At 33.5% G+C, this 24,666-nt stretch carries 25 protein-coding genes and 1 tRNA gene; 14 read left to right on the top strand and 12 right to left on the bottom strand.

What is annotated here, in order from left to right; genetic code table 11:
* Positions 1–105: 105 nt before the first annotated feature.
* The 6 genes from H6578_04105 to H6578_04080 form a co-directional block, all read right to left on the bottom strand.
* Entirely contained in the window at positions 106–1,887 is a 1,782-nt protein-coding gene (locus H6578_04105; GenBank protein MCB9226337.1) for a hypothetical protein, read from the bottom strand.
* 202 nt (positions 1,888–2,089) lie between these two features.
* Complete coding sequence (locus H6578_04100; protein MCB9226336.1) at positions 2,090–2,359, bottom strand: hypothetical protein; 270 nt, start codon at positions 2,357–2,359, stop codon at positions 2,090–2,092.
* Between the two features lie 281 nt (positions 2,360–2,640).
* The gene (locus tag H6578_04095; protein MCB9226335.1) at positions 2,641–2,829 is read right to left on the bottom strand and encodes a hypothetical protein; all 189 of its coding nucleotides are present in this window, start codon (positions 2,827–2,829) and stop codon (positions 2,641–2,643) included.
* 359 nt (positions 2,830–3,188) lie between these two features.
* A complete protein-coding gene (locus H6578_04090; protein ID MCB9226334.1) occupies positions 3,189–5,051 on the bottom strand; it encodes a hypothetical protein in 1,863 nt (620 codons plus the stop codon).
* A gap of 61 nt (positions 5,052–5,112) precedes the next feature.
* Positions 5,113–8,334 carry a hypothetical protein gene (locus H6578_04085; GenBank protein ID MCB9226333.1) on the bottom strand — a complete coding sequence of 1,074 codons (3,222 nt, stop codon included), beginning with the start codon at positions 8,332–8,334 and terminating at the stop codon, positions 5,113–5,115.
* Positions 8,335–8,360: 26 nt separating this feature from the next.
* Positions 8,361–8,747, bottom strand: a complete 387-nt coding sequence (locus tag H6578_04080; GenBank protein ID MCB9226332.1) for a hypothetical protein — start codon at positions 8,745–8,747, stop codon at positions 8,361–8,363.
* Between the two features lie 249 nt (positions 8,748–8,996).
* On the opposite strand from H6578_04080, the gene H6578_04075 reads away from it, so the two are divergent.
* Both H6578_04075 and H6578_04070 read left to right on the top strand, forming a co-directional pair.
* Positions 8,997–10,010 (top strand): tetratricopeptide repeat protein, encoded by a 1,014-nt coding sequence (locus tag H6578_04075; protein MCB9226331.1) that lies wholly within the window; start codon positions 8,997–8,999, stop codon positions 10,008–10,010.
* Entirely contained in the window at positions 9,997–10,380 is a 384-nt protein-coding gene (locus tag H6578_04070) for a transcriptional repressor (GenBank protein ID MCB9226330.1), read from the top strand. Before H6578_04075 ends, H6578_04070 begins: the two co-directional genes overlap by 14 nt.
* Here the strand turns inward: H6578_04070 and H6578_04065 are convergent.
* Positions 10,377–10,967: a methyltransferase domain-containing protein gene (locus H6578_04065; GenBank protein MCB9226329.1), complete on the bottom strand. Its 591-nt coding sequence runs from the start codon at positions 10,965–10,967 to the stop codon at positions 10,377–10,379. The genes H6578_04070 and H6578_04065 overlap by 4 nt on opposite strands.
* 53 nt (positions 10,968–11,020) lie before the next feature.
* Here H6578_04065 and H6578_04060 point away from each other — a divergent pair, with 53 nt between their 5' ends.
* The 3 genes from H6578_04060 (at position 11,021) to H6578_04050 (ending at position 13,578) form a co-directional block, all read left to right on the top strand.
* Complete coding sequence (locus tag H6578_04060; GenBank protein ID MCB9226328.1) at positions 11,021–11,944, top strand: hypothetical protein; 924 nt, start codon at positions 11,021–11,023, stop codon at positions 11,942–11,944.
* Positions 11,945–12,052: 108 nt separating this feature from the next.
* Positions 12,053–12,964: a methionyl-tRNA formyltransferase gene (locus H6578_04055; GenBank protein ID MCB9226327.1), complete on the top strand. Its 912-nt coding sequence runs from the start codon at positions 12,053–12,055 to the stop codon at positions 12,962–12,964.
* 59 nt (positions 12,965–13,023) lie between these two features.
* Positions 13,024–13,578 (top strand): hypothetical protein, encoded by a 555-nt coding sequence (locus H6578_04050; GenBank protein MCB9226326.1) that lies wholly within the window; start codon positions 13,024–13,026, stop codon positions 13,576–13,578.
* Between the two features lie 7 nt (positions 13,579–13,585).
* Here the strand turns inward: H6578_04050 and H6578_04045 are convergent, their stop codons facing one another.
* Genes H6578_04045 through H6578_04035 form a run of 3 tightly spaced genes read right to left on the bottom strand, consistent with a single transcriptional unit; the run spans position 13,586 to position 16,041 of the window.
* Entirely contained in the window at positions 13,586–14,539 is a 954-nt protein-coding gene (locus tag H6578_04045) for an alpha/beta hydrolase (protein ID MCB9226325.1), read from the bottom strand.
* Position 14,540: 1 nt separating this feature from the next.
* On the bottom strand, positions 14,541–15,500 hold the full coding sequence (locus H6578_04040) for a magnesium transporter CorA family protein (GenBank protein ID MCB9226324.1): 960 nt from the start codon (positions 15,498–15,500) through the stop codon (positions 14,541–14,543).
* 22 nt (positions 15,501–15,522) lie between these two features.
* Positions 15,523–16,041, bottom strand: coding sequence for an acyl-CoA thioesterase (locus H6578_04035; protein MCB9226323.1), 519 nt, complete (start codon positions 16,039–16,041; stop codon positions 15,523–15,525).
* A gap of 220 nt (positions 16,042–16,261) precedes the next feature.
* Here H6578_04035 and H6578_04030 point away from each other — a divergent pair.
* The 4 genes from H6578_04030 to H6578_04015 all read left to right on the top strand — a co-directional run bounded on the left by H6578_04030 (position 16,262) and on the right by H6578_04015 (position 18,590).
* Positions 16,262–16,335: transfer RNA gene (locus tag H6578_04030), tRNA-Arg, on the top strand.
* Between the two features lie 80 nt (positions 16,336–16,415).
* Positions 16,416–17,360: a ribose-phosphate pyrophosphokinase gene (locus tag H6578_04025; GenBank protein ID MCB9226322.1), complete on the top strand. Its 945-nt coding sequence runs from the start codon at positions 16,416–16,418 to the stop codon at positions 17,358–17,360.
* 8 nt (positions 17,361–17,368) lie between these two features.
* The gene (locus H6578_04020) at positions 17,369–18,007 is read left to right on the top strand and encodes a 50S ribosomal protein L25 (GenBank protein ID MCB9226321.1); all 639 of its coding nucleotides are present in this window, start codon (positions 17,369–17,371) and stop codon (positions 18,005–18,007) included.
* Between the two features lie 13 nt (positions 18,008–18,020).
* Positions 18,021–18,590 carry an aminoacyl-tRNA hydrolase gene (locus H6578_04015; protein ID MCB9226320.1) on the top strand — a complete coding sequence of 190 codons (570 nt, stop codon included), beginning with the start codon at positions 18,021–18,023 and terminating at the stop codon, positions 18,588–18,590.
* An 18-nt stretch (positions 18,591–18,608) separates the two neighbouring features.
* Here H6578_04015 and H6578_04010 read toward each other — a convergent pair whose 3' ends face one another.
* Both H6578_04010 and H6578_04005 read right to left on the bottom strand, forming a co-directional pair.
* Positions 18,609–19,235 (bottom strand): hypothetical protein, encoded by a 627-nt coding sequence (locus H6578_04010; protein MCB9226319.1) that lies wholly within the window; start codon positions 19,233–19,235, stop codon positions 18,609–18,611.
* Between the two features lie 3 nt (positions 19,236–19,238).
* Positions 19,239–20,210: a D-glycero-beta-D-manno-heptose-7-phosphate kinase gene (locus tag H6578_04005; GenBank protein MCB9226318.1), complete on the bottom strand. Its 972-nt coding sequence runs from the start codon at positions 20,208–20,210 to the stop codon at positions 19,239–19,241.
* A 204-nt stretch (positions 20,211–20,414) separates the two neighbouring features.
* Here H6578_04005 and H6578_04000 point away from each other — a divergent pair, with 204 nt between their 5' ends.
* The 5 genes from H6578_04000 to H6578_03980 all read left to right on the top strand — a co-directional run.
* Positions 20,415–21,941: an aldehyde dehydrogenase family protein gene (locus H6578_04000; GenBank protein MCB9226317.1), complete on the top strand. Its 1,527-nt coding sequence runs from the start codon at positions 20,415–20,417 to the stop codon at positions 21,939–21,941.
* 11 nt (positions 21,942–21,952) lie between these two features.
* Positions 21,953–22,252: a two pore domain potassium channel family protein gene (locus tag H6578_03995; GenBank protein MCB9226316.1), complete on the top strand. Its 300-nt coding sequence runs from the start codon at positions 21,953–21,955 to the stop codon at positions 22,250–22,252.
* A gap of 186 nt (positions 22,253–22,438) precedes the next feature.
* A complete protein-coding gene (locus H6578_03990) occupies positions 22,439–23,104 on the top strand; it encodes an ABC transporter ATP-binding protein (GenBank protein MCB9226315.1) in 666 nt (221 codons plus the stop codon).
* On the top strand, positions 23,097–24,344 hold the full coding sequence (locus H6578_03985) for an ABC transporter permease (GenBank protein ID MCB9226314.1): 1,248 nt from the start codon (positions 23,097–23,099) through the stop codon (positions 24,342–24,344). The genes H6578_03990 and H6578_03985 overlap by 8 nt, the downstream gene beginning before the upstream one ends.
* A gap of 18 nt (positions 24,345–24,362) precedes the next feature.
* Positions 24,363–24,666: efflux RND transporter periplasmic adaptor subunit (locus H6578_03980; GenBank protein MCB9226313.1), on the top strand; the 304-nt coding region annotated here is incomplete at its 3' end.

Genomic DNA, 24,666 nt, shown 5'->3' with positions numbered 1-24,666 from the left:
ATTATTGATAGTTAAATCTAAAGTTATTACAGAATCACAACCATTAGCTGCACCACCAGATATAGTATGTAGCGGAGGTATTAGAAGAAGTGTAAGTATTGCCGTCTATCCAGGTAAAAGTATTACAAGCGGTAGCACATCCGTGCTATTAACGGTATTATTGATAGTTAAATCTAAAGTTATTACAGAATCACAACCATTAGCAGCACCACCAGATATAGTATGCGTAGCGGAGGTATTAGAAGAAGTGTAAGTATTGCCGTCTATCCAGTCAAAAGTATTACAAGCGGTATGCACATCCGTGCTATTAACGGTATTATTGATAGTTAAATCTAAAGTTATTACAGAATCACAACCATTAGCAGCACCACCAGATATAGTATGCGTAGCGGAGGTATTAGAAGAAGTGTAAGTATTGCCGTCTATCCAGGTAAAAGTATTACAAGCGGTATGCACATCTGTGCTATTAACAGTATTATTGATAGTTAAATCTAAAGTTATTACAGAATCACAACCATTAGCTGCACCACCAGATATAGTATGTGTAGCGGAGGTATTAGAAGAAGTGTAAGTATTGCCGTCTATCCAGGTAAAAGTATTACAAGCGGTATGCACATCCGTGCTATTAACAGTATTATTAATAGTTAAATCTAAAGTTATTACAGAATCACAACCATTAGCAGCACCACCAGTAATGGTATGCATAGCTGTACTGTTATTTGATGTATAAGTATTACCGTCTATCCAGTCAAAAGTATTACAAGCGGTATGCACATCCGTGCTATTAACAGTATTATTGATAGTTAAATCTAAAGTTATTACAGAATCACAACCATTAGCAGCACCACCAGATATAGTATGTGTAGCGGAGGTATTAGAAGAAGTGTAAGTATTGCCGTCTATCCAGGTAAAAGTATTACAAGCGGTATGCACATCTGTGCTATTAACAGTATTATTAATAGTTAAATCTAAAGTTATTACAGAATCACAACCATTAGCAGCACCACCAGATATAGTATGTGTAGCGGAGGTATTAGAAGAAGTGTAAGTATTGCCGTCTATCCAGTCAAAAGTATTACAAGCGGTATGCACATCCGTGCTATTAACGGTATTATTAATAGTTAAATCTAAAGTTATTACAGAATCACAACCATTAGCAGCACCACCAGATATAGTATGCGTAGCGGAGGTATTAGAAGAAGTGTAAGTATTGCCGTCTATCCAGTCAAAAGTATTACAAGCGGTATGCACATCCGTGCTATTAACAGTATTATTGATAGTTAAATCTAAAGTTATTACAGAATCACAACCATTAGCAGCACCACCAGATATAGTATGTGTAGCGGAGGTATTAGAAGAAGTGTACGTATTGCCGTCTATCCAGTCAAAAGTATTACAAGCGGTATGCACATCTGTGCTATTAACAGTATTATTAATAGTTAAATCTAAAGTTATTACAGAATCACAACCATTAGCTGCACCACCAGATATAGTATGTGTAGCGGAGGTATTAGAAGAAGTGTAAGTATTGCCGTCTATCCAGGTAAAAGTATTACAAGCGGTATGCACATCCGTGCTATTAACGGTATTATTGATAGTTAAATCTAAAGTTATTACAGAATCACAACCATTAGCTGCACCACCAGATATAGTATGTGTAGCGGAGGTATTAGAAGAAGTGTAAGTATTGCCGTCTATCCAGGTAAAAGTATTACAAGCGGTATGCACATCCGTGCTATTAACGGTATTATTGATAGTTAAATCTAAAGTTATTACAGAATCACAACCATTAGCAGCACCACCAGATATAGTATGCGTAGCGGAGGTATTAGAAGAAGTGTAAGTATTGCCGTCTATCCAGTCAAAAGTATTACAAGCGGTATGCACATCCGTGCTATTAACGGTATTATTGATAGTTAAATCTAAAGTTATTACAGAATCACAACCATTAGCAGCACCACCAGATATAGTATGTGTGCGGAGGTATTAGAAGAAGTGTAAGTATTGCCGTCTATCCAGGTAAAAGTATTACAAGCGGTATGCACATCCGTGCTATTAACGGTATTATTGATAGTTAAATCTAAAGTTATTACAGAATCACAACCATTAGCTGCACCACCAGATATAGTATGTGTGCGGAGGTATTAGAAGTGTAAGTATTGCCGTCTATCCAGGTAAAAGTATTACAAGCGGTATGCACATCCGTGCTATTAACAGTATTATTAATAGTTAAATCTAAAGTTATTACAGAATCACAACCATTAGCAGCACCACCAGTAATGGTATGCATAGCTGTACTGTTATTTGATGTATAAGTATTACCGTCTATCCAGTCAAAAGTATTACAAGCGGTATGCAATCCGTGCTATTAACGGTATTATTGATAGTTAAATCTAAAGTTATTACAGAATCACAACCATTAGCAGCACCACCAGATATAGTATGTGAGCGGAGGTATTAGAAGAAGTGTAAGTATTGCCGTCTATCCAGGTAAAAGTATTATAAGCGGTATACATCCGTGCTATTAACAGTATTATTAATAGTTAAATCTAAAGTTATTACAGAATCACAACCATTAGCTGCACCACCAGATATAGTATGCGTAGCGAGGTATTAGAAGAAGTTAAGTATTGCCGTCTATCAGGTAAAAGTATTACAAGCGGTATGCACATCTGTGCTATTAACGGTATTATTGATAGTTAAATCTAAAGTTATTACAGAATCACAACCATTAGCAGCACCACCAGATATAGTATGTGTAGCGGAGGTATTAGAAGAAGTGTAAGTATTGCCGTCTATCCAGTCAAAAGTATTACAAGCGGTATGCACATCCGTGCTATTAACAGTATTATTGATAGTTAAATCTAAAGTTATTACAGAATCACAACCATTAGCGCACCACCAGATATAGTATGGTAGCGGAGGTATTAGAAGAAGTGTAAGTATTGCCGTCTATCCAGTCAAAGTATTACAAGCGGTATGACATCCGTGCTATTAACAGTATTATTGATAGTTAAATCTAAAGTTATTACAGAATCACAACCATTAGCTGCACCACCAGATATAGTATGTGGCGGAGGTATTAGAAGAAGTGTAAGTATTGCCGTCTATCCAGTCAAAAGTATTACAAGCGGTATGCACATCTGTGCTATTAACAGTATTATTATTGATAGTTAAATCTAAAGTTATTACAGAATCACAACCATTAGCTGACCACCAGATATAGTATGTGTAGCGGAGGTATTAGAAGAAGTGTAAGTATTGCCGTCTATCCAGGTAAAAGTATTACAAGCGGTATGCACATCTGTGCTATTAACAGTATTATTGATAGTTAAATCTAAAGTTATTACAGAATCACAACCATTAGCAGCACCACCAGATATAGTATGCGTAGCGGAGGTATTAGAAGAAGTGTAAGTATTGCCGTCTATCCAGTCAAAAGTATTACAAGCGGTATGCACATCCGTGCTATTAACGGTATTATTGATAGTTAAATCTAAAGTTATTACAGAATCACAACCATTAGCAGCACCACCAGATATAGTATGTGTAGCGGAGGTATTAGAAGAAGTGTAAGTATTGCCGTCTATCCAGGTAAAAGTATTACAAGCGGTATGCACATCCGTGCTATTAACGGTATTATTGATAGTTAAATCTAAAGTTATTACAGAATCACAACCATTAGCTGCACCACCAGATATAGTATGTGTAGCGGAGGTATTAGAAGAAGTGTAAGTATTGCCGTCTATCCAGGTAAAAGTATTACAAGCGGTATGCACATCCGTGCTATTAACAGTATTATTAATAGTTAAATCTAAAGTTATTACAGAATCACAACCATTAGCAGCACCACCAGTAATGGTATGCATAGCTGTACTGTTATTTGATGTATAAGTATTACCGTCTATCCAGTCAAAAGTATTACAAGCGGTATGCACATCCGTGCTATTAACGGTATTATTGATAGTTAAATCTAAAGTTATTACAGAATCACAACCATTAGCAGCACCACCAGATATAGTATGTGTAGCGGAGGTATTAGAAGAAGTGTAAGTATTGCCGTCTATCCAGGTAAAAGTATTACAAGCGGTATGCACATCCGTGCTATTAACAGTATTATTAATAGTTAAATCTAAAGTTATTACAGAATCACAACCATTAGCTGCACCACCAGATATAGTATGCGTAGCGGAGGTATTAGAAGAAGTGTAAGTATTGCCGTCTATCCAGGTAAAAGTATTACAAGCGGTATGCACATCTGTGCTATTAACGGTATTATTGATAGTTAAATCTAAAGTTATTACAGAATCACAACCATTAGCAGCACCACCAGATATAGTATGTGTAGCGGAGGTATTAGAAGAAGTGTAAGTATTGCCGTCTATCCAGTCAAAAGTATTACAAGCGGTATGCACATCCGTGCTATTAACAGTATTATTGATAGTTAAATCTAAAGTTATTACAGAATCACAACCATTAGCAGCACCACCAGATATAGTATGTGTAGCGGAGGTATTAGAAGAAGTGTACGTATTGCCGTCTATCCAGTCAAAAGTATTACAAGCGGTATGCACATCTGTGCTATTAACAGTATTATTAATAGTTAAATCTAAAGTTATTACAGAATCACAACCATTAGCAGCACCACCAGATATAGTATGTGTAGCGGAGGTATTAGAAGAAGTGTAAGTATTGCCGTCTATCCAGGTAAAAGTATTACAAGCGGTATGCACATCTGTGCTATTAACAGTATTATTGATAGTTAAATCTAAAGTTATTACAGAATCACAACCATTAGCAGCACCACCAGATATAGTATGTGTAGCGGAGGTATTAGAAGAAGTGTAAGTATTGCCGTCTATCCAGTCAAAAGTATTACAAGCGGTATGCACATCCGTGCTATTAACGGTATTATTGATAGTTAAATCTAAAGTTATTACAGAATCACAACCATTAGCAGCACCACCAGATATAGTATGTGTAGCGGAGGTATTAGAAGAAGTGTAAGTATTGCCGTCTATCCAGGTAAAAGTATTACAAGCGGTATGCACATCCGTGCTATTAACAGTATTATTAATAGTTAAATCTAAAGTTATTACAGAATCACAACCATTAGCAGCACCACCAGATATAGTATGTAGCGGAGGTATTAGAAGAAGTGTACGTATTGCCGTCTATCCAGTCAAAAGTATTACAAGCGGTATGCACATCTGTGCTATTAACAGTATTATTAATAGTTAAATCTAAAGTTATTACAGAATCACAACCATTAGCAGCACCACCAGATATAGTATGTGTAGCGGAGGTATTAGAAGAAGTGTAAGTATTGCCGTCTATCCAGGTAAAAGTATTACAAGCGGTATGCACATCTGTGCTATTAACAGTATTATTGATAGTTAAATCTAAAGTTATTACAGAATCACAACCATTAGCAGCACCACCAGATATAGTATGTGTAGCGGAGGTATTAGAAGAAGTGTAAGTATTGCCGTCTATCCAGGTAAAAGTATTACAAGCGGTATGCACATCCGTGCTATTAACGGTATTATTGATAGTTAAATCTAAAGTTATTACAGAATCACAACCATTAGCAGCACCACCAGATATAGTATGTGTAGCGGAGGTATTAGAAGAAGTGTAAGTATTGCCGTCTATCCAGGTAAAAGTATTACAAGCGGTATGCACATCCGTGCTATTAACGGTATTATTGATAGTTAAATCTAAAGTTATTACAGAATCACAACCATTAGCTGCACCACCAGATATAGTATGTGTAGCGGAGGTATTAGAAGAAGTGTAAGTATTGCCGTCTATCCAGGTAAAAGTATTACAAGCGGTATGCACATCCGTGCTATTAACAGTATTATTAATAGTTAAATCTAAAGTTATTACAGAATCACAACCATTAGCTGCACCACCAGATATAGTATGTGTAGCGGAGGTATTAGAAGAAGTGTACGTATTGCCGTCTATCCAGTCAAAAGTATTACAAGCGGTATGCACATCTGTGCTATTAACAGTATTATTAATAGTTAAATCTAAAGTTATTACAGAATCACAACCATTAGCAGCACCACCAGATATAGTATGTGTAGCGGAGGTATTAGAAGAAGTGTAAGTATTGCCGTCTATCCAGGTAAAAGTATTACAAGCGGTATGCACATCTGTGCTATTAACAGTATTATTGATAGTTAAATCTAAAGTTATTACAGAATCACAACCATTAGCAGCACCACCAGATATAGTATGTGTAGCGGAGGTATTAGAAGAAGTGTAAGTATTGCCGTCTATCCAGTCAAAAGTATTACAAGCGGTATGCACATCCGTGCTATTAACGGTATTATTAATAGTTAAATCTAAAGTTATTACAGAATCACAACCATTAGCTGCACCACCAGATATAGTATGCGTAGCGGAGGTATTAGAAGAAGTGTAAGTATTGCCGTCTATCCAGTCAAAAGTATTACAAGCGGTATGCACATCCGTGCTATTAACAGTATTATTGATAGTTAAATCTAAAGTTATTACAGAATCACAACCATTAGCTGCACCACCAGATATAGTATGTGTAGCGGAGGTATTAGAAGAAGTGTAAGTATTGCCGTCTATCCAGTCAAAAGTATTACAAGCGGTATGCACATCTGTGCTATTAACAGTATTATTAATAGTTAAATCTAAAGTTATTACAGAATCACAACCATTAGCAGCACCACCAGATATAGTATGTGTAGCGGAGGTATTAGAAGAAGTGTAAGTATTGCCGTCTATCCAGTCAAAAGTATTACAAGCGATATGCACATCCGTGCTATTAACGGTATTATTGATAGTTAAATCTAAAGTTATTACAGAATCACAACCATTAGCTGCACCACCAGATATAGTATGCGTAGCGGAGGTATTAGAAGAAGTGTAAGTATTGCCGTCTATCCAGTCAAAAGTATTACAAGCGGTATGCACATCCGTGCTATTAACAGTATTATTGATAGTTAAATCTAAAGTTATTACAGAATCACAACCATTAGCAGCACCACCAGATATAGTATGTGTAGCTGTACTGTTATCTGATGTATAAGTATTACCGTCTATCCAAGTATAAGAACCACATGCAGATTTTGTATCTGTGCCATATTTCGTTGGGTTCACATTTACTACAACGGTATCTTTACTTGATTGCGGGCATAGTATATTGCCTGAAGTTCCGTCAACTTCATAACTAGTTGTAGTTGATGGACTGACACTTATTGAGCTTCCTGTTCCCACTGTAGAACCACCTATTACAGACCATGTATATGGTCCTTGTCCACCTGTAACGTTCAATGTTGTGCTGCTACCGACACAAATTGTTTTATCACTACCTGCATCTACGGGTAGTAGAATACCAGATCCACCATCAACGTTGATGGTGTAATCGCATACGTCTCCTGCAAAACCGTCAAACATTAAATAATATGTATTATATGGAGTTAATCCTGTAAACGTTAAGTTATTACTTCCCGTTAGTCCTACACTTCCACTACCGCCACAAAATATTGAAGTTACAGATCCACCACAAGAAGGAGCAGTAAAAACAAACATTTGTATTCCATCACCATCATAACAATTTGAAACCGTTACATTTAAATTAACAGTACTAGCTGCTGCTATAAAACTGATAAAGCTATTATTTTCTATTGATGCACCTCCACAGTTATTAAAACTATTAGTCAATGAAGACCAAGTATCTACCGTATAGTATTCAGATGTTCTTCCACAAAGTCCATTCAAATCACATATTGGAGTAGCTGTGGCACATGATTGCCCCGGTATATCAACACCATTACAAAGACTAGTGGAAACACATAACCCAAAAGTACCTGTATTAGCACTATTACAACTAGTGCCGAAGAACCAATACCCACCTTGGTATGAGTAAAATCTAATATATATTTCTGTTCCTATAGGTACCCCGTTAAGTAAGTAGTCTGGCATTGTTCCTTGCGAACCATCATCTATACATGTTATTAGTGTTCCTGTTCCCCCACAAACATTTCCTGAAAATATTTCTATAACTCCATCAGTTAATCCTAATGCAGATGTACTTATAAAGGTGGGTGAAGAAGAACTAACAGTAAATTTGAACCAAACATCACGTATTCTACTTGAGCAACTGCTATAATAACCACATGTGGCTGAAGGTGAAGAAGTATATGTTGCACCTACCGTAGTATATGTAGAATAGTTACAACTACTACCCACATTGAGTGTAATGGCACCACAAGGATTGTCATTTGCTGGTTGTGCGTACACTGAAATAGCGAAAATTATTAATAAAAAGGTCAGTATTTTTTTTATCATTTTTTTGTGTTTTTTTAGGTAATGAGTTAGATAGTGTACTCTATAAATTTAAAACTAACAGCGTTCGTTTTTAGTGAGTAAATCGTATTTTTATACTCAAAAATATTAAGAGCTGCAGGAAAAAGAATTATTAAAATTATTTTATCCTCTTTAGAAGAGTATTTTTGCATAGTAGTTCCTTCTGGAAAATTAGCTTTAATATACGCTTCCATTTCTTCATTTGACATTTTTTCTTCATCCACATTGTGCTCAAATGAAATTTCATATTTTCTATAGACGCCTTCATATCTGTCTATATTGTTTTTAACATTATACAATATTTTCTCTTCAGGTGATTTAAAAGTTTGAGCAGATAAGTTGGAATAAAAAATGCCAAAAAATAATAACAGGACGGTATAGATTAAATTTCTCATAAATATATTTTTAAATAAAAAAATAAGGACTTGTAATTCAATAACTACACTTTAATTTTTTCTGTTACCATTTGTCAAAAAAAACTTGATTGGCAAATAATAACAATTGTATTACTTTTGTGGTTGATTTACACAAAACAATACTTAAAACAGAGTTTTTTACTTATGTAAAGGTTAGTTTTAAAATTAGTTAGTCTCTAATGGGTGTAAATATAATAATAAAAAACCAATATCTCTTAATTTAACCTCATGAAAATATCTTTTTTTTTATTTTTCTTAATTTTTCTAATTTCTTGCCATTCAAATCAAGGAAATGAAAACAATACCTTAGAAAAAAACAGCAATAATAAACCCGCTGAATTAGCTTCTTTAGATAGCTTAATTGAAGTAGCACCAAGAAATGCCGAAAATTACTATAATCGGTCTATTTACTATAAAAATAACGGAAATTTTCCTAAAGCTCTAACCGATGCTTATAGTGCTACTTTTTTAGATAGTAGCAATATCAATTATGTTATTAACGAATCGGAATTATACTTAAAACTAAGTAGGGTAGAAGATGCAATTAATGCATTAAGAAAGGGAATTAATAATAATAAAGAAAATGAAACACTGTATGAAAGAATAATAGAGTACAGCTTTTATGCTAAACAATACGAACAAGCTTTAAACTTTGCAAATGATTTACTTAGAATTAATAAATTTAATGCTAATGCTTACTTTTTTAAAGGATTGATTTATAGAGACTTAAATAACTTGGATAAGGCTATTTCAAATTTTCAAACTTGTGTAGAAATGGATCCTCAGTTTTATAATGCCTATATGCAATTAGGTCTTATGTATGACGAAATAGGCAATGAAACAGCATTACAATATTTTAATAACGCCTTGCGTATAGATTCAAACAGTAGGGAAGCTAAATACGCCATTGCTTACCATTATCAGCAAAATAAACAGACAAAAAAAGCAATAAATACCTATAAAGAAATGATAAATAAAAACCCTAAAGATGAAGAACTTTTTTTTAATGTGGGATATTGTTATATAGACTTGGACAGCCTTGATAAAGCATATAAAAATTTTGATATAGCTACTAAAATACAACCGCAATATACAGGAGCATACTACATGAAAGGCTATGTTTGCGAACTGATGAACAACAAAGAAGAAGCTATAAATAACTACAATCAAGCTTTAAAATTATTGCCTAATGATACGGCAATACAGCAAGCTATAAAAAGACTTACAAATGAAGAACTATAGAACCACTACCGCTAAAACTACAATAATTGGCTTAATAGAAAACTCTGAAATTGCCTTGTCTCAACAAGATATTCAAGATAAAATAGGTAATTTATGCAATAGAGTAACAACATATAGAGTTTTAGAAAGGCTTTTAGAAGAAGGTAAGGTGCACAAAGTATTAGATTTTGACGGTGTAGCTAAATATTCATCTTGCGAAAATTGCGAACACGACCATCACCACGACCACCACCATGTACATTTTAGCTGTACGGTTTGCAATAAAGTAACCTGCCTACACAATGTAATACCTACATTTAAGCTTCCCGAAAATTATACCGCACAAGATTATAACTTTACAGTAAGCGGTGTTTGCCCGGAATGTAATTAAACAGCTTTCTTTTTGGCTATAAAAAACAATTCACTGCCGGCTCTTGGTTTTATTGAATTGTAAGCTGCATCTAATATTTTAAAGTCAAATTTATTTTCAAACAAACTTTCATATTCACTTTTATTGCCTCCATACGGAGGATGTTCGCTATTTAAAGGAATATTAAACAAAAGTCCAACAAGTTTTCCATTTTCTGTAAGCAATTCATGCATTTTAGCAATATAATCGCTTCTCATTGTTGGAGGTAAAGCACAAAAAAATGTTTGTTCTATTATCAGTTCAAACTTATTATCAAGCTCAAAAAAATCTTTGCACAACAAGTATTTTTCATCAAAATTTGGATTATTTTGCTTAAAATTTTCAATAGCTTTTTCAGACCAATCCAATAAAAAAACATTGTCAAAACCATTGTTATGCAAATACGCTACCTCATGAGCATTGCCCGCACCGGGAACAAGAATTTTAGTTGATTTGTTCTTAATTTGGTCAAAATACTCTTTTAAAGGTGTAGAAATATTGCCCAAATCCCACCCCGTTTGATTTTTTTTATACTGATTGTCCCAAAATTCTTTTGTGTTTGTATGCATAACTGTTTGTATTTAGAAGAATAATCTTATTTTTGCACACAAATTTAAAGAAAATGAGTGAGACTAATCCAAGCTCAAAAAAGACAATCTATTTAGTAATCATACTTATATTATTGTTAATCAACCTTGTTGGTGCCTATTTCTTGTTTAAAGGTTCTAAAGATTTAGAGGCTGAAAAGACAGAAGTAGTTAATTTAAAAGACGATTTAGCGGGTTTGCAGGCTGAATTTAATAGTCAATTAACCGAAATTGAAAGCTTAAAAGGCAAAAATGCAGAGTTAGATGCCTTATTATTAGAAAGAGAAAATGAAATTAAAGGTCATTTAGAAGAAATTCAAAAATGGAAAAATCAAAGTTCATATAATAAATCGCAATTAAATAAATTAAAAGATAAAATTGTAGAATTTGAGTCTGAAAGAATAGAATTTTTAAGTAAAATAGACGACCTAACTGCACAAAATGAAGAGCTAATTGAAGTAAAACATCAATTAGAGCAAGATTTAACTTCGCAAAAAGAAACAACAGCTATATTAACCGAAGAGAAGAAATATTTATCTAATAAATTTGAATTAGGTTCATTATTGCAAGCTGATGAACTAACTGCAAGCGGTGTTAAAGTAAAAAGCAACGGTGCAGAAAGAGAAGTAAACAAAGTTAAGGCATTAGATAAAATTTTAGTTTGCTACCAAACCGGAGAAAACAAAGTACGTGAAGACGGAAAAGTAACTATGCAACTGAGATTAGTAAACCCTAAAGGCGAAACCATGTTTGTACAAAATCAAGGAAGTGGTACTTTTACCAGCAAAGAAAATGGCGAAGAAATTAGATATTCTAAACAAGCAGAATTTGATTACGATGGTTCTAACAAAAAAATATGTTTAGATTGGGCTAACAATATTACAGAAGCAGGAATGTACACCGCAGAAATATACCAAGAAGGATATTTAGTGGGTATTAAGAAGTTTGAATTAAAGTAAGATTACCTTCAACCAGCAATAAAAAAAGCTCCGAAATTTCGGAGCTTTTTTATTTTTACCTTTGTGCAAAATAAAAAGACTGTGCATAAAATAAACCGATTAGTTTTTATGGGTACGCCCGATTTTGCCGTAGCAAGCTTAGAAGCCATTTTAAATGCAGGCTATAATGTAGTAGGCGTTATAACAGCACCCGATAAGCCCGCAGGAAGAGGACGAAAGCTAAAAGAAAGTGAAGTAAAAGTATTTGCCAAAGAAAAAGGTTTAAATATTTTACAACCAACAAATTTAAAAAATGAAGAGTTTTTAAAAGAGTTAGAAGCTTTAAATGCCGATTTGAATGTAGTGGTAGCCTTTAGAATGTTGCCCGAAGTAGTTTGGAGTATGCCACCATTAGGCTCAATTAATTTACATGGTTCGCTTTTGCCAAATTATAGAGGAGCAGCACCCATACATTGGGCAGTTATTAATGGCGAAAAAGAAACCGGAGTTTCTACCTTTTTTTTAAAACATCAAATAGATACAGGCAATATAATAGCACAAACCAAAACGCCAATAAACGAAAACGACACTACCGGAGAAGTTTATTACAGATTAATGAATATAGGAGCAAAATTATTGGTAGAAACCTTAAATCAAATAAATGATAATACTTATACTGAAATTCCTCAAGATTTGAGCAAAGAAAGCAAGCACGCACCTAAAATTTTTAAAGAAGACTGCTTAATTGACTGGAAAAAATCTGCTGAAGAAGTACATAATTTAGTAAGAGGATTAAATCCTTTTCCTACAGCTTTTACTTATTTAAACGGTAAAATTGTTAAAATACACACCACAAAACTCTATAAAGAAAATTTAAACTTAAAACCCGGCAAAGCAACTATAGTAAATAAAAAATTATTGGTAGGCACAGGCACATTGCCAATAGAAATAATAGGTTTGCAAATGGAAGGTAAAAAACGTAGCACTGCTTTAGATTTTATAAATGCATATAAGGAAGAGTTAGAAAATAATTTTGGGTAAAAAAGATAAAACATTAGAATAAATAGTTAATTTCATACCTGTAACCAAAATTATAATTTATGAAAAAGAACTTATTAAGTATAGTGTTTATTTGTTTTGCTTTAGTTTTTACAAATAGTTGTGATAATGACGGCAATGACGATGATAACACGCCACAAAATGATGGTATTTTAACAGCAGTAGTTAATGAAGCAAATCCAATAAATTTTGAAGCGGACTTTGCAGAAGCTGTTTTTACAAAAGGTGTAGGAGGTAGCTCTAATTTATATGCACTTTATGTAACAGGAAATGAAGGCAGTATTGATAGAAATATTAATTTTACAGTATATACAAATGGGATAACAACAACAGGATCTTACCCACTTAAATTTAACCTAAACCACAATGCTTACTATTATGAAAATTATGGGTCAGATGAACCTTTTGCATGGTTAAGTCCGGATTATTCAAATACAGACACAGCTATAATTCATGGTACAATAACCTTTACAGAAATAACAGAAACACGCACAACAGGCACTTTTGAATATACCGCAAAAGAAAATTTAGGAACTAGCATAAGAACAGTTACTAACGGTACATTTAATGTGCCATTAAAAAGACAAGGTTTTTAAACCAACTTTATAAATCTCTTTCAAAAGCCATCCAATCTGTGGCTAATTTATCTACTTGTTCTATCATAGGTAAATGTCCAGTTTGGTCATAAATAATTAAGTTACTATTAACTATATCTCTTTCAAATTTGAAGGCGTGTTCTACATTTATAAGTTCATCTTGCTGACCCCATACAATTAAAGTAGGAATATGAATAGTAGCAATATCTGCCGTATCGGGTGTAAAATTGCTTCCTACCAAAAAAGACATCCACTGCAAAGTTCCTTTTTTGTTATTGGTATAATATGCCGCTTGTACGCCTTCGTCCGAAATTAAATCATCTCTATAAAAAGTGCGTTCTATTATTTTTCTGCTAACAAAAAGTGGCGTTCCTTTTTTGGCTATCCATTTAACTATGGGATTATCTAAACCACCTGCCACATGGTTTTTTACCTTATCTAAATCGTAGCCGGCACTGTTTAATAATGTTAGCGACATAAATTTGCTTTGGTCTGCCACTACTGCCTCCCAAGAAACCAAACCGCCTAAGCTATTGCCTACAATATGGCAAGAATCTATACCCGCTTCTTTTAAAAAATCTAAAATAAACTGTTGGTGGTATGCTATTAAATCTATATCATATTCTTTCAGCCCGTCTATATTGGGAACTTCTGTAAGCCCAAAAGCAGGCAAATCAATGGAATAAACTCTGTAATAATCTTTAAGTTTATTGGTAAATAATTTAAAATTATCGGTAGAACCGCTTAAACCATGTACTAAAAGAACTACATCTCCCGTATCGCCTACTTGAGTATAATGTACATTTATACCATTCCAATCATAAAAATGAGAATTAGGAACATTTAATTTTTCTATTGCTTCTTGCCTGCTTATGGTTTCGTCTTGTCTAAATATCAAAACAGAAAAAACAATAACAAAAAGTACTGTTAAAACAATAATGGTATATCTAAGTATTTTCATTTTAAAACCATCTTTTTTTCATAAAAAACCAACCTAATAAAAAAGACAAAAACAAAGAAATACCCATTACCACAAAAAAGGGAATATAGCTGTGTTCATATCCTTCTTGAAAAGGCAAACGAATATTCATACCATAAAAACTGGCTACCAAGGTAGGAATCATAAGCACAATAGTAACCGCAGTAAGCCTTTGTACTATTATTCCCAAATTATTAGAAATAATTGATGCAAATGAATCCATAGTGCCATTTAAAATATTGGTATAAATATCTGCCATTTCTATAGCCTGTCCGCTATCTACCACTACATCTTCTAAAAAATCGTCTTTTTCTTCAAATTCACGTATTTTTAAAAAATTTGTACGTCTTATTTTGTTCATCATAAGGTCGTTACTTCTTAAATTAGTTACAAAATAAATTAAGCTTTTTTGAAGGTCAAGTAGGTGTTTTAAATCTTTACTACGCGAAGAACGATAAATTTCGTTTTCAAAAGCATAGCGTTTATTGTTTATTTCACGCAGGTAATATTGAAAATAATACACATTTCTATTAAACAAAAGCAGGGTAAACATGGCATGGTCGGCAGGGTTAAAACCTTTTATGTTATTGTTTAAAAAGTCATCTATTACCCTGTTTTCATAACTACAAATAGTTATTATATAATCTTCTTTGCTTATTATTCCTATAGGAATAGTTAAGTATAAAGCTTCATTTTCAATTAAATCGTTGTTTAGTATAGGCGTATTTACTACCACCAAATCGGCTTCTTCTTCGCTTTCAAAACGGCTTTGCTCATCGCGGTCAAGCGAGTCGGTAAGATAATCTAAAGGCAAATCGTGAGTAGCAGCTATTTCTTCCAAATTTTCCTTAGTGAAAGGTGGATATATATTTACCCAACAATCTTTTTGAATTTCTTGTATTTCTACAAGTTCATTGCCATTTTTTTTAAAAATTTGAATCATAACCCAATAGCTTTAAAATTAATTATTTATTTTGTTCAAACAAAGATTTTAGGCTGTCAGCTTCGGTTGCTTTTATTTTTCCTGCAAGCATTAAGCGTATTTCTCTTCGTTTTAAAGCTCCTTCATATCTTTGTTTTTCAATTTCTGTTTCAGGCACCAGTTCATCCACTTTTTTAGGTTTGCCATTACTATCTAAAGCCACAAAAGTATAATATGCCGAATTACATTTATATTTATTTTGCGAAGGTAAGTTTTCTGCCCAAACTTCTAAATAAGTTTCTATAGAAGAGTTAAAAGCTCGTGTTACCGTTGCTTCAATAGTTACTACATCGCCTATTTTTATAGGGTTATCAAAAGAAACTTGGTCAACAGACACTGTAACTACCACCGCTTGGGAGTGTTTTCCTGCGGCTATGGCAGAAGCAATATCCATCCAATGCAAAATTTTGCCACCTCTAAGATTATTAAGTGCGTTAGTATCGTTAGGAAGCACAATTTCTGTCATAAAAGCTCTTGAATAGCTGGGCGTTTTTTTCTGCATAGTGGATGTATAAATTTTATTATTTGCAAAAGTACTATATTTGGTTTAGAAATTTAAGCCAATAAATTATTTACCTTTGCATTATATAAAGTCTGAAAAATAATTTCACATTCCATAATGTTCCCCCACCTGGAAAGGAGGGGAAAAGTTTACCTGCCGAAGGTAGGGGGTGGTTTTATAAAAGTATGTGAAATTATTTTTTGGATACAATGTAATAAATGGCCTCGTAGTTCAACTGGATAGAATATCAGATTTCGGCTCTGAGGGTTGAGGGTTCGAATCCTTCCGAGGTCACTTTAATTAATTAAGGCAATAAATTACCTTAAATCACAAAAAAAAACTACCTTTGCACCCCAAATAAGGCAACTACCAAAATGAATCACGTTGAAGTAAAATTATTAGGAGGTGGAGCATCTAAAGATTTGGCTGCAAAAATCAGCGATTTCTATGGAGAGAAGCTTGCTAATTTTGATATGCAATACTTCAGCGATGGAGAGTTTCAACCTATTATACATGAGTCTGTAAGAGGAAATTATGTTTTTGTAATTCAATCTACTATGCCTCCTGCCCAAAATTTAATGGAGCTACTAATGATTGTAGATGCCAATAGAAGAGCTTCTGCCGATTATATAACAGCTGTAATTCCTTATTTCGGTTTTGCAAGGCAAGACAGAAAAGACAGACCAAGAGTAGCCATAGGTGCTAAATTGGTAGCCAACCTATTAGTGGCAGCAGGAGTAAACAGAGTAATGACAATGGATTTGCACGCAGGGCAAATACAAGGATTTTTTGATATTCCGGTGGATCACCTTAACTCTACAGCTATTTTTATTCCTTATTTAGAGAAACAAAAAATGAGTAATTTACTTTTTGCTTCTCCCGATGTAGGCTCTACTAAAAGAACCAGAGTTTACTCTCATCATTTTGAAACAGATTTTGTAATATGTGATAAACATAGAAAAAAAGCAAATGAAGTGGCAGAAATGATATTGATAGGAGATGTTAAAGGCAAAAATGTAATATTGGTTGACGATTTAATTGATACTGCCGGCACAATTTGTAAAGCCGCAGATTTAATAATGGAAAAAGGTGCTAAAAGTGTACGTGCTATTTGCACCCATGCCGTATTATCGGGACCAGCGTATGAACGCATAGAAAAATCTAAATTAACAGAGTTGATTGTTACGGATACGATTCCGCTAAAACAACAAAGCGATAAAATTAAAGTGCTTACTGTGTCGGGCTTATTTGCTAAGGCAATAAGAAATACACACGAGCATAAATCTATTAATTCACTATTTATAACACAATCAGTTTAAAAAAAATTATGAACAAAATTGAATTTGAAGCGCAAGCTAGAACAGACATGGGCAAAAAAGCAACAAATGCCCTAAGAAACGAAGGTCTTGTACCATGCGTAATGTATGGTGGCAAAGACAATGTACATTTTGCAGCTACTTTAAACCAATTGAAAGATGTTGTATATACGGATAAGTTCGTTATTGCAAAAGTTACTGTAAACGGGCAAACAAGAGAAGCAGTATTAAAAGATATTGATTTTCATCCTGTTACAGATAAAATCCTTCACATTGATTTTCAAGAGTTAGTAAAAGGCAGAAAAGTAAAAGTAGAAATTCCTATTGCTACCTCAGGATTAGCCAGAGGTGTAAAAAACGGAGGTGTACTTAGCCAAAACTTACGTAAATTAACCGTTAAAGCTAAGCCGGAAGAATTTATTCCTGAAATAGTAGTTGACATTACTAACTTAGGTATAGGTAAATCTATTAAAGTAAAAGAGTTAAAAGATTTATCTTTTGAAGTGGTAACACCGGGCTCTAACCCAATAGTACAAGTTATAGTACCAAGAACTTTAAGAAGTGCAGGCTTAAAAGACGATGAAGAAGGCGAAGAAGATGCTGAAGGAGCTGAAGGCGAAGCTACTGAATCTACTGAAGCAGCAGAATAAGCCAACAGAGCAAATGAGCAATAAGTATTTAATAGTAGCACTGGGAAACATAGGTGCTGAATATGAAGATACTAGACACAACATTGGTTTTAATATAGCCGATGAAATAGCTAAAGAACAAGACGTTTCATTTCAAATGGAGCGTCTTGCTTTTTATACAGATTTCCGATTAAAGAATAAATTGGTACATATTATTAAGCCTACTACTTACATGAATTTAAGTGGTAAAGCTCTTCAATATTGGATGCAAGAGCTTAATGTTCCTATAGAAAATATTTTGGTTTTAGTAGATGATAAGGATTTAGATTTTGGTAGAATACGCTTAAAACCCAAAGGCTCGGCAGGCGGGCATAATGGGTTAAAAAACATAGAAGCCGTGCTGGGAAATCAAAATTATAGCCGATTAAGATTTGGAATAGGCAGTAATTTTTCTAAAGGCAGGCAGATAGATTATGTATTAGGAAGATGGACTAATAAAGAGCAAGAGGCACTTCCAAGCTATATTAACGATGCCATTGTAGCTATAAAAGATTTTATCCATTTAGGTATAGTACAAGCCATGGATGCCAATAATGGAAAGTAGTTCCATTATTTTAACTCGCTATCTTTTAAGCTGATTTATCAAATATTCTTTAACAGCAGTATCTGTTGTCATTGCTAATAAATCTTCCCAAAATAATATAATAGTTGGAATTACATGGTTGTGATTTTCAATTTTTTTGGCAAAACTATTTTCTTTATTAGAATTAGTACTGTTTTTAAATTTAGATTCTTTCATAAGTAATACTTGTATGCCTTTAGAGTTAAATTCACTTTCTGCAATTTTAATTCTGCTTTGTACTTCTTCAATATCTTTTTTATAACTCATATTAGAAAGATATTTACACTCTATGGATATAAAATTTTGTTTAGAATATATTAAAATGTCAGACATTTCGCCTCTATCTTTATTTCCCTTGTAAAATTGAGCTACATGATAATCAAAAGTTATGTATTTAGTTTCATTTTGGATAGCATCTAATTGTTCTAATGTAATCTTTTTATCTCCAATAAATCTATTTTCCTCATTTAAAACAATTTCTTTAAGCCGTTTTATAAAGGCTATTGTTCTCTCATCTATGGTAGAAATAAATTCATTAAAAAAATACCCTGCAAAAAACTTATAATACAAATTTCTTTCTTTATAAGATTCTCTTAACTTATAATTATTGGGCAAATTAAATACCATTTATTAATTTTCTTTGTTAGCTAATTTCCAAATTTTTAAGGCTTGCACTCCTCTCTCTTCTATAACTAATCCTCCTGCCAAATTGCTATAATACAAAATTTCATTTAAAGGAGCATTTAATGCTAAAAGCAAACTTGCCACGGCTATAACGGTATCGCCAGCACCGCTTACGTCTATCACATTTCTTTTATGTGCTTTTTCATAATAGCTTTCTGAACTGTTAACAGCTATTGCTCCATTTTCTGCTAAGGTTACTAATATATTTTTACTGCTATTTCTAACTATTAATTTACTGCAAGCATTTTTAATGTTTTCAAAATCAGTTCCTTCAATTTTAGATTCTAACGCCCAGTTTATCTCCTTTAAATTTGGCTTAAATAAAGTAGCATTTCGGTATGCAAAAAAATTATCTTTTTTAGGGTCAACCGTAAATGGAATATTCATTTTATACAATAACTGACAAATTATAGCAATGCTTTCTTTGGTAAAAAATCCTTTGTTATAATCTTGTAATATGGCAGTATCAATTTCATTTAAACTCAAAAAATTATTTAGTGATTTTTCAAGCACTTGCAGTTCCTGCTCCTTAATACCAAAAGTGTCTTCTTCATCTAAGCGAAGCACATACTCATTGCCATTATAAACTCTGGCTTTTACGGTAGTTTTTCTATTGCAAGGAATAGGAACATACTTAATTTGGCACTTCTGCAACATTTTTTCCAATTCATCTGCATTATTATCATTTCCTTTAAAACACATTAAATGAGCTTTTGCCCCAAGTGTAGCAATATTTAAAGCAACATTTGCCGCTCCGCCTAATCTGTTTTCCTTATTGTCTATTTCTACAATAGGAACATTTGCCTCCGGGCTTTGCCTGTTTATTTTGCCATAATAATAAGCGTCTATCATAGCATCGCCTATTACTAATACATTGAGTTTTGAAAATGTGTTTTTATCAAATTTCCTATTAAACATTGTGTGGCAAAGGTAATGTTTAATTTTAAACCTGAGTTCGGTTAATCTTCTTGCACTAAATAAGGAATTTTGTACTACACTTGTTCTTTTAACCTTATAAAAGTCATCTCATTTTTTGCATTTATAACCCAAGTTAAGTTAATAACCTAAGTTAGGTTAATATATAAATCTTATCTTTGCTATCAAACAAACAAAACCACAATAATGAAAGATTTTTTGCAAGAATTAGGAATAAATCAAGAAAATTTAGGTGTTAGCACAGGCTCTAATTTCTTAAAAGGAAATGGAGAAACAATAAATTCTTATACTCCTGTAGATGGTAGTTTAATAGCTAAATCTACAAGTGCATCTAAAGATGATTATAACAAGGTTATAGAAACAGCTCAGCAAGCTTTTGTAGAATGGCGAAAATGGCCGGCACCAAAAAGGGGAGAAGTGGTACGCCAAGTAGGCGAGGCACTACGTAAACATAAGGATGCTTTAGGTAAACTGGTTTCCTACGAAATGGGAAAAAGCCTACAAGAAGGCTATGGTGAAGTGCAAGAAATGATAGATATTTGCGATTTTGCCGTTGGTCTTTCCCGACAATTACACGGTTTAACCATGCACTCTGAAAGACCAAACCACCGAATGTATGAACAATGGCATCCCATAGGAATAGTGGGTATTATTTCGGCATTTAATTTTCCTGTAGCAGTATGGAGTTGGAATGCCGCTTTAGCATGGGTGTGCGGAGATGTTTGCGTTTGGAAACCTTCAGAAAAAGTGCCTTTGTGTAGTATTGCCTGCCAAAATATTGTAAAAGAAGTTTTTAAGAAAAATAATGTTCCGGAAGGCGTTTCATGTATAGTTAATGGAGATTATAAAATAGGCGAATTGTTAAGCCACGATAACAGAGTACCTTTAGTTTCTGCTACGGGAAGCACCAGAATGGGAAAAGCCGTGGGCAGAGCAGTAGGAGAAAGATTGGGAAGAAGTTTATTGGAGTTAGGTGGAAATAATGCTATTATTATAACAGAAAGTGCCGATTTAGATGCTACTTTAGTAGGAGCAGTATTTGGAGCAGTAGGCACCTGTGGGCAGCGTTGTACTTCTACTCGTAGGTTAATTATTCATGAAAGTATTTATAATAAAGTAACCGAAACACTTAAAAAAGCTTATGGGCAATTAAAAATAGGAGATCCTTTAAACGAATACAACCATGTAGGACCGTTAATAGATAAAGAGGCTGTAAAAGCTTACCTAAATAGTATAGAAAAAGTGAAAGAAGAAGGTGGAAACTTTATAGTAGAAGGAGGAGTATTAGAAGGCAATAATTATGAAAGTGGCTGTTTTGTAAAACCTTGTATTGCGGAAGTAGAAAATTATTATAAAATAGTACAACACGAAACATTTGCTCCTATACTATATGTAATGAAGTACAAAAATATAGAAGATGCCATAGCTATGCAAAATAATGTACCTCAAGGACTTAGCTCTGCCATTATGACGACTAATATGATTGAAATGGAAGAGTTTTTAAGCTCGGCAGGTAGCGATTGTGGTATAGCTAATGTAAATATAGGTACCAGCGGAGCAGAAATAGGTGGAGCTTTTGGTGGAGAAAAAGAAACAGGAGGTGGCAGAGAGTCCGGATCAGACGCATGGAAAGCTTATATGCGAAGACAAACTAATACTATTAATTATGGTAAAACAGTACCATTGGCACAGGGAATAAAATTTGACTTGTAAAATCTTGTTTTATGCTGTTTGATAAAAATAGTTTTTTTAGAAGTAGCAAAAATAGAGGGTTGATTATAGCAACAATACTTACACTATCTGTGGGTACGGTATTTTATCACTTTATTGAAAAATGGAACTGGTTAGATTCTTTTTACTTTTCAGTTATTACATTAACAACAGTAGGTTATGGCGATTTTAGCCCACAAACAAATGCAGGTAAAATATTTACTGTTTTTTATGTAATTATGGGTATAGGGTTAGTGTTGGCTTTTATAAATGAATTTTACGACCACAGGATTAATAATAAAGATAAAAAATAATTATACTGTCATTTTTATATTGTTTCTTATTGCAAACTATTTTGAATTTACCCTTTTCTTCAAACAATTTATTAGTCAATTAGCAGTTAGAATATACCAAAGGCTATTTTGTTAATAAACCCTAAGCTATCATAGAAAAAACATAGAATAGAAAAATTTACTTATATTCATCTCCCATTAATTGATATGGTTACTATAAAAAACCTACATAAAAGCTATAAAACAGGAACGCAAGAATTAAAAGTGCTGAAAGGTATAGATTTAACCGTTAGCCAAGGCGATTTTGTTTCTATAATGGGACCTTCGGGTTCCGGGAAATCTACCTTGCTAAATGTGCTTGGTATTTTAGATAACTATAATGAAGGCGAATACTGGCTGGGCGATACTTTAATAAAAGATTTATCGCAAGTGCAATCGGCACAATATAGAAACCATTACTTGGGTTTTGTATTTCAATCGTTTAATTTACTTCCCTTTAAAAATGCAATGGAAAATGTGGCACTTCCGCTTTACTACAAAGGCATAAAACGAAAGGAAAGGAATAAAATAGCAAGAGATTATTTAGAGCGTGTAGGTTTGGGCGACCGCTGGAATCATCTTCCTAATGAATTATCGGGAGGGCAAAATCAAAGAGTTTCTATAGCCAGAGCCTTAGTAGGAAATCCAAGATTAATATTAGCCGATGAGCCTACAGGTGCTTTAGATTCTAACACTTCTAAAGAAATTATAACTTTATTTAAAGAAGTAAATAAAGAAGGTATGACTATAATTATTGTTACCCACGATAAAGAAGTAGCCAATAATACCAATAGAATTATTCAACTTAAAGACGGTTTAGTACAAAATGTTTGATTTAGAAACATGGCAAGAAATAGGGAGCAGTCTTTGGCAGCATAAGTTTAGAACCAGCTTAATGTCTATATTGGTTGGCTGGGGTATTTTTATGTTAGTTTTTCTTTTGGGTGCAGGCAAAGGCTTAGAAAATGGCGTAATGCAAAACTTTGAAGGACTGGCTAATAATTCTATGTTTTTGTGGAGCTGGAAAACCTCTATGCCCTACAATGGTTTGCCCCCGGGCAGAAGAATAGAATTAGATATAGATGATATTAATTTACTTAAAAGCAAAGTGGAAGGTGTAGAATATATTACACCACGCTTAGGTTTTTGGGGAATAATTATTAGTAGAGGTAAAAAAAATGGTTCGTACAATTTGCAGGGAGTTAATCAAGATTTCAGTCATATACAAAACTTCAATATTATAGAAGGCAGAATGATTAACAAAAAAGATATAGATGAAAAAAGGAAAGTGGTAGTAATAGGCAAACTAATAGCCGATAATTTATTTGAGGGAGAAAATCCCATAGGGCAATATGTAAATATAAAAGGAGCTTATTTTAATGTAGTGGGTGTTTTTAAATCTGTTTCTATGGGAGAGCAAGCCAAAGATGATGAAGAAACTATTTATTCTTCATACACAGCTTTGCAGCAAACATTTAATATGTCTAACAAAGCAGGCACTATTATTTTAACTATGAAAGAGGGTTATGATGCTGATGAAATAGAAGAATCTGCAAGAAAAGTACTTAACATTAAACACAAAATTCATCCGGATGATGATATGGCTGTAGGCTCGTGGAATACACAGAGTGAATTTAAAATGTTTCAAGGCTTATTTTTAGGTATAAATGGCTTTGTTTTGTTTGCCTCATTAGGCACTATATTGGCGGGCGTTATTGCTATTTCGGTAATAATGCTCATAACGGTAAAAGAAAGAACCAAAGAAATAGGTGTGCGAAAAGCCTTAGGAGCTACACCGTGGTCGGTGGTGTCGTTAGTTACGCAAGAAGCCTTGGTTATCACTTCTATTTCCGGATTTTTTGGTTTGATAGCAGGTATGCTTTTAATACAAACTTTTGCCGATGCTTTGGTTTCTATGGGAATAGAAATAGAATATTTTGCCAATCCGGAAGTAGATGTTTCTGTGGCAGTAACAGCCCTTATTATTTTTATTTTCGCAGGATTTATTGCCGGTTTAATTCCTGCTATTATTGCCTCTAAAATTAAACCTATTGAAGCCTTAAGAACAGAATAATTTTTAAAAAACAGTATTATGAAAAACCTTTTTTTCGGATTTCTTTTTGCGTGCCTTTTAGGCGGTATTATTTGGTTTGCAAGTTTTGTTATTAAAAAATCTAAAACACCCGAAATTGTATATCAAACCGAGCAAGGAACGTATATAGATATTTATAAAAAAACAATGGCAAACGGTTCTATTTTACCCCGAAAAGAAGTGAATGTAAAATCTTCGGTGTCGGGTTTGTTAGATGAAATTTATGTGGGTTCGGGTTCTATAGTTACCAAAGGCGATTTAATAGCCAAAATAAAAATTATACCTAATACCGAAAATTTAACAC

This window comes from Chitinophagales bacterium (assembly GCA_020635995.1).
GTDB lineage: Bacteria > Bacteroidota > Bacteroidia > Chitinophagales > UBA8649 > JAFMKE01.
This window is presented reverse-complemented; position numbering and strand designations above follow the sequence as displayed.

Coding starts and splice junctions, on each gene's coding strand:
- H6578_04025 (MCB9226322.1), top strand. CDS start 16,416: ATGAATCACGTTGAAGTAAAATTATTAGGAGGTGGAGCATCTAAAGAT.
- H6578_04015 (MCB9226320.1), top strand. CDS start 18,021: ATGAGCAATAAGTATTTAATAGTAGCACTGGGAAACATAGGTGCTGAA.
- H6578_04075 (MCB9226331.1), top strand. CDS start 8,997: ATGAAAATATCTTTTTTTTTATTTTTCTTAATTTTTCTAATTTCTTGC.
- H6578_04010 (MCB9226319.1), bottom strand. CDS start 19,235: ATGGTATTTAATTTGCCCAATAATTATAAGTTAAGAGAATCTTATAAA.
- H6578_03990 (MCB9226315.1), top strand. CDS start 22,439: ATGGTTACTATAAAAAACCTACATAAAAGCTATAAAACAGGAACGCAA.
- H6578_04050 (MCB9226326.1), top strand. CDS start 13,024: ATGAAAAAGAACTTATTAAGTATAGTGTTTATTTGTTTTGCTTTAGTT.
- H6578_04045 (MCB9226325.1), bottom strand. CDS start 14,539: ATGAAAATACTTAGATATACCATTATTGTTTTAACAGTACTTTTTGTT.
- H6578_04070 (MCB9226330.1), top strand. CDS start 9,997: ATGAAGAACTATAGAACCACTACCGCTAAAACTACAATAATTGGCTTA.
- H6578_04060 (MCB9226328.1), top strand. CDS start 11,021: ATGAGTGAGACTAATCCAAGCTCAAAAAAGACAATCTATTTAGTAATC.
- H6578_03985 (MCB9226314.1), top strand. CDS start 23,097: ATGTTTGATTTAGAAACATGGCAAGAAATAGGGAGCAGTCTTTGGCAG.
- H6578_04055 (MCB9226327.1), top strand. CDS start 12,053: ATGGGTACGCCCGATTTTGCCGTAGCAAGCTTAGAAGCCATTTTAAAT.
- H6578_03995 (MCB9226316.1), top strand. CDS start 21,953: ATGCTGTTTGATAAAAATAGTTTTTTTAGAAGTAGCAAAAATAGAGGG.
- H6578_04065 (MCB9226329.1), bottom strand. CDS start 10,967: ATGCATACAAACACAAAAGAATTTTGGGACAATCAGTATAAAAAAAAT.
- H6578_04005 (MCB9226318.1), bottom strand. CDS start 20,210: ATGTTTAATAGGAAATTTGATAAAAACACATTTTCAAAACTCAATGTA.
- H6578_04080 (MCB9226332.1), bottom strand. CDS start 8,747: ATGAGAAATTTAATCTATACCGTCCTGTTATTATTTTTTGGCATTTTT.
- H6578_04040 (MCB9226324.1), bottom strand. CDS start 15,500: ATGATTCAAATTTTTAAAAAAAATGGCAATGAACTTGTAGAAATACAA.
- H6578_04000 (MCB9226317.1), top strand. CDS start 20,415: ATGAAAGATTTTTTGCAAGAATTAGGAATAAATCAAGAAAATTTAGGT.
- H6578_04085 (MCB9226333.1), bottom strand. CDS start 8,334: ATGATAAAAAAAATACTGACCTTTTTATTAATAATTTTCGCTATTTCA.
- H6578_04020 (MCB9226321.1), top strand. CDS start 17,369: ATGAACAAAATTGAATTTGAAGCGCAAGCTAGAACAGACATGGGCAAA.
- H6578_04035 (MCB9226323.1), bottom strand. CDS start 16,041: ATGCAGAAAAAAACGCCCAGCTATTCAAGAGCTTTTATGACAGAAATT.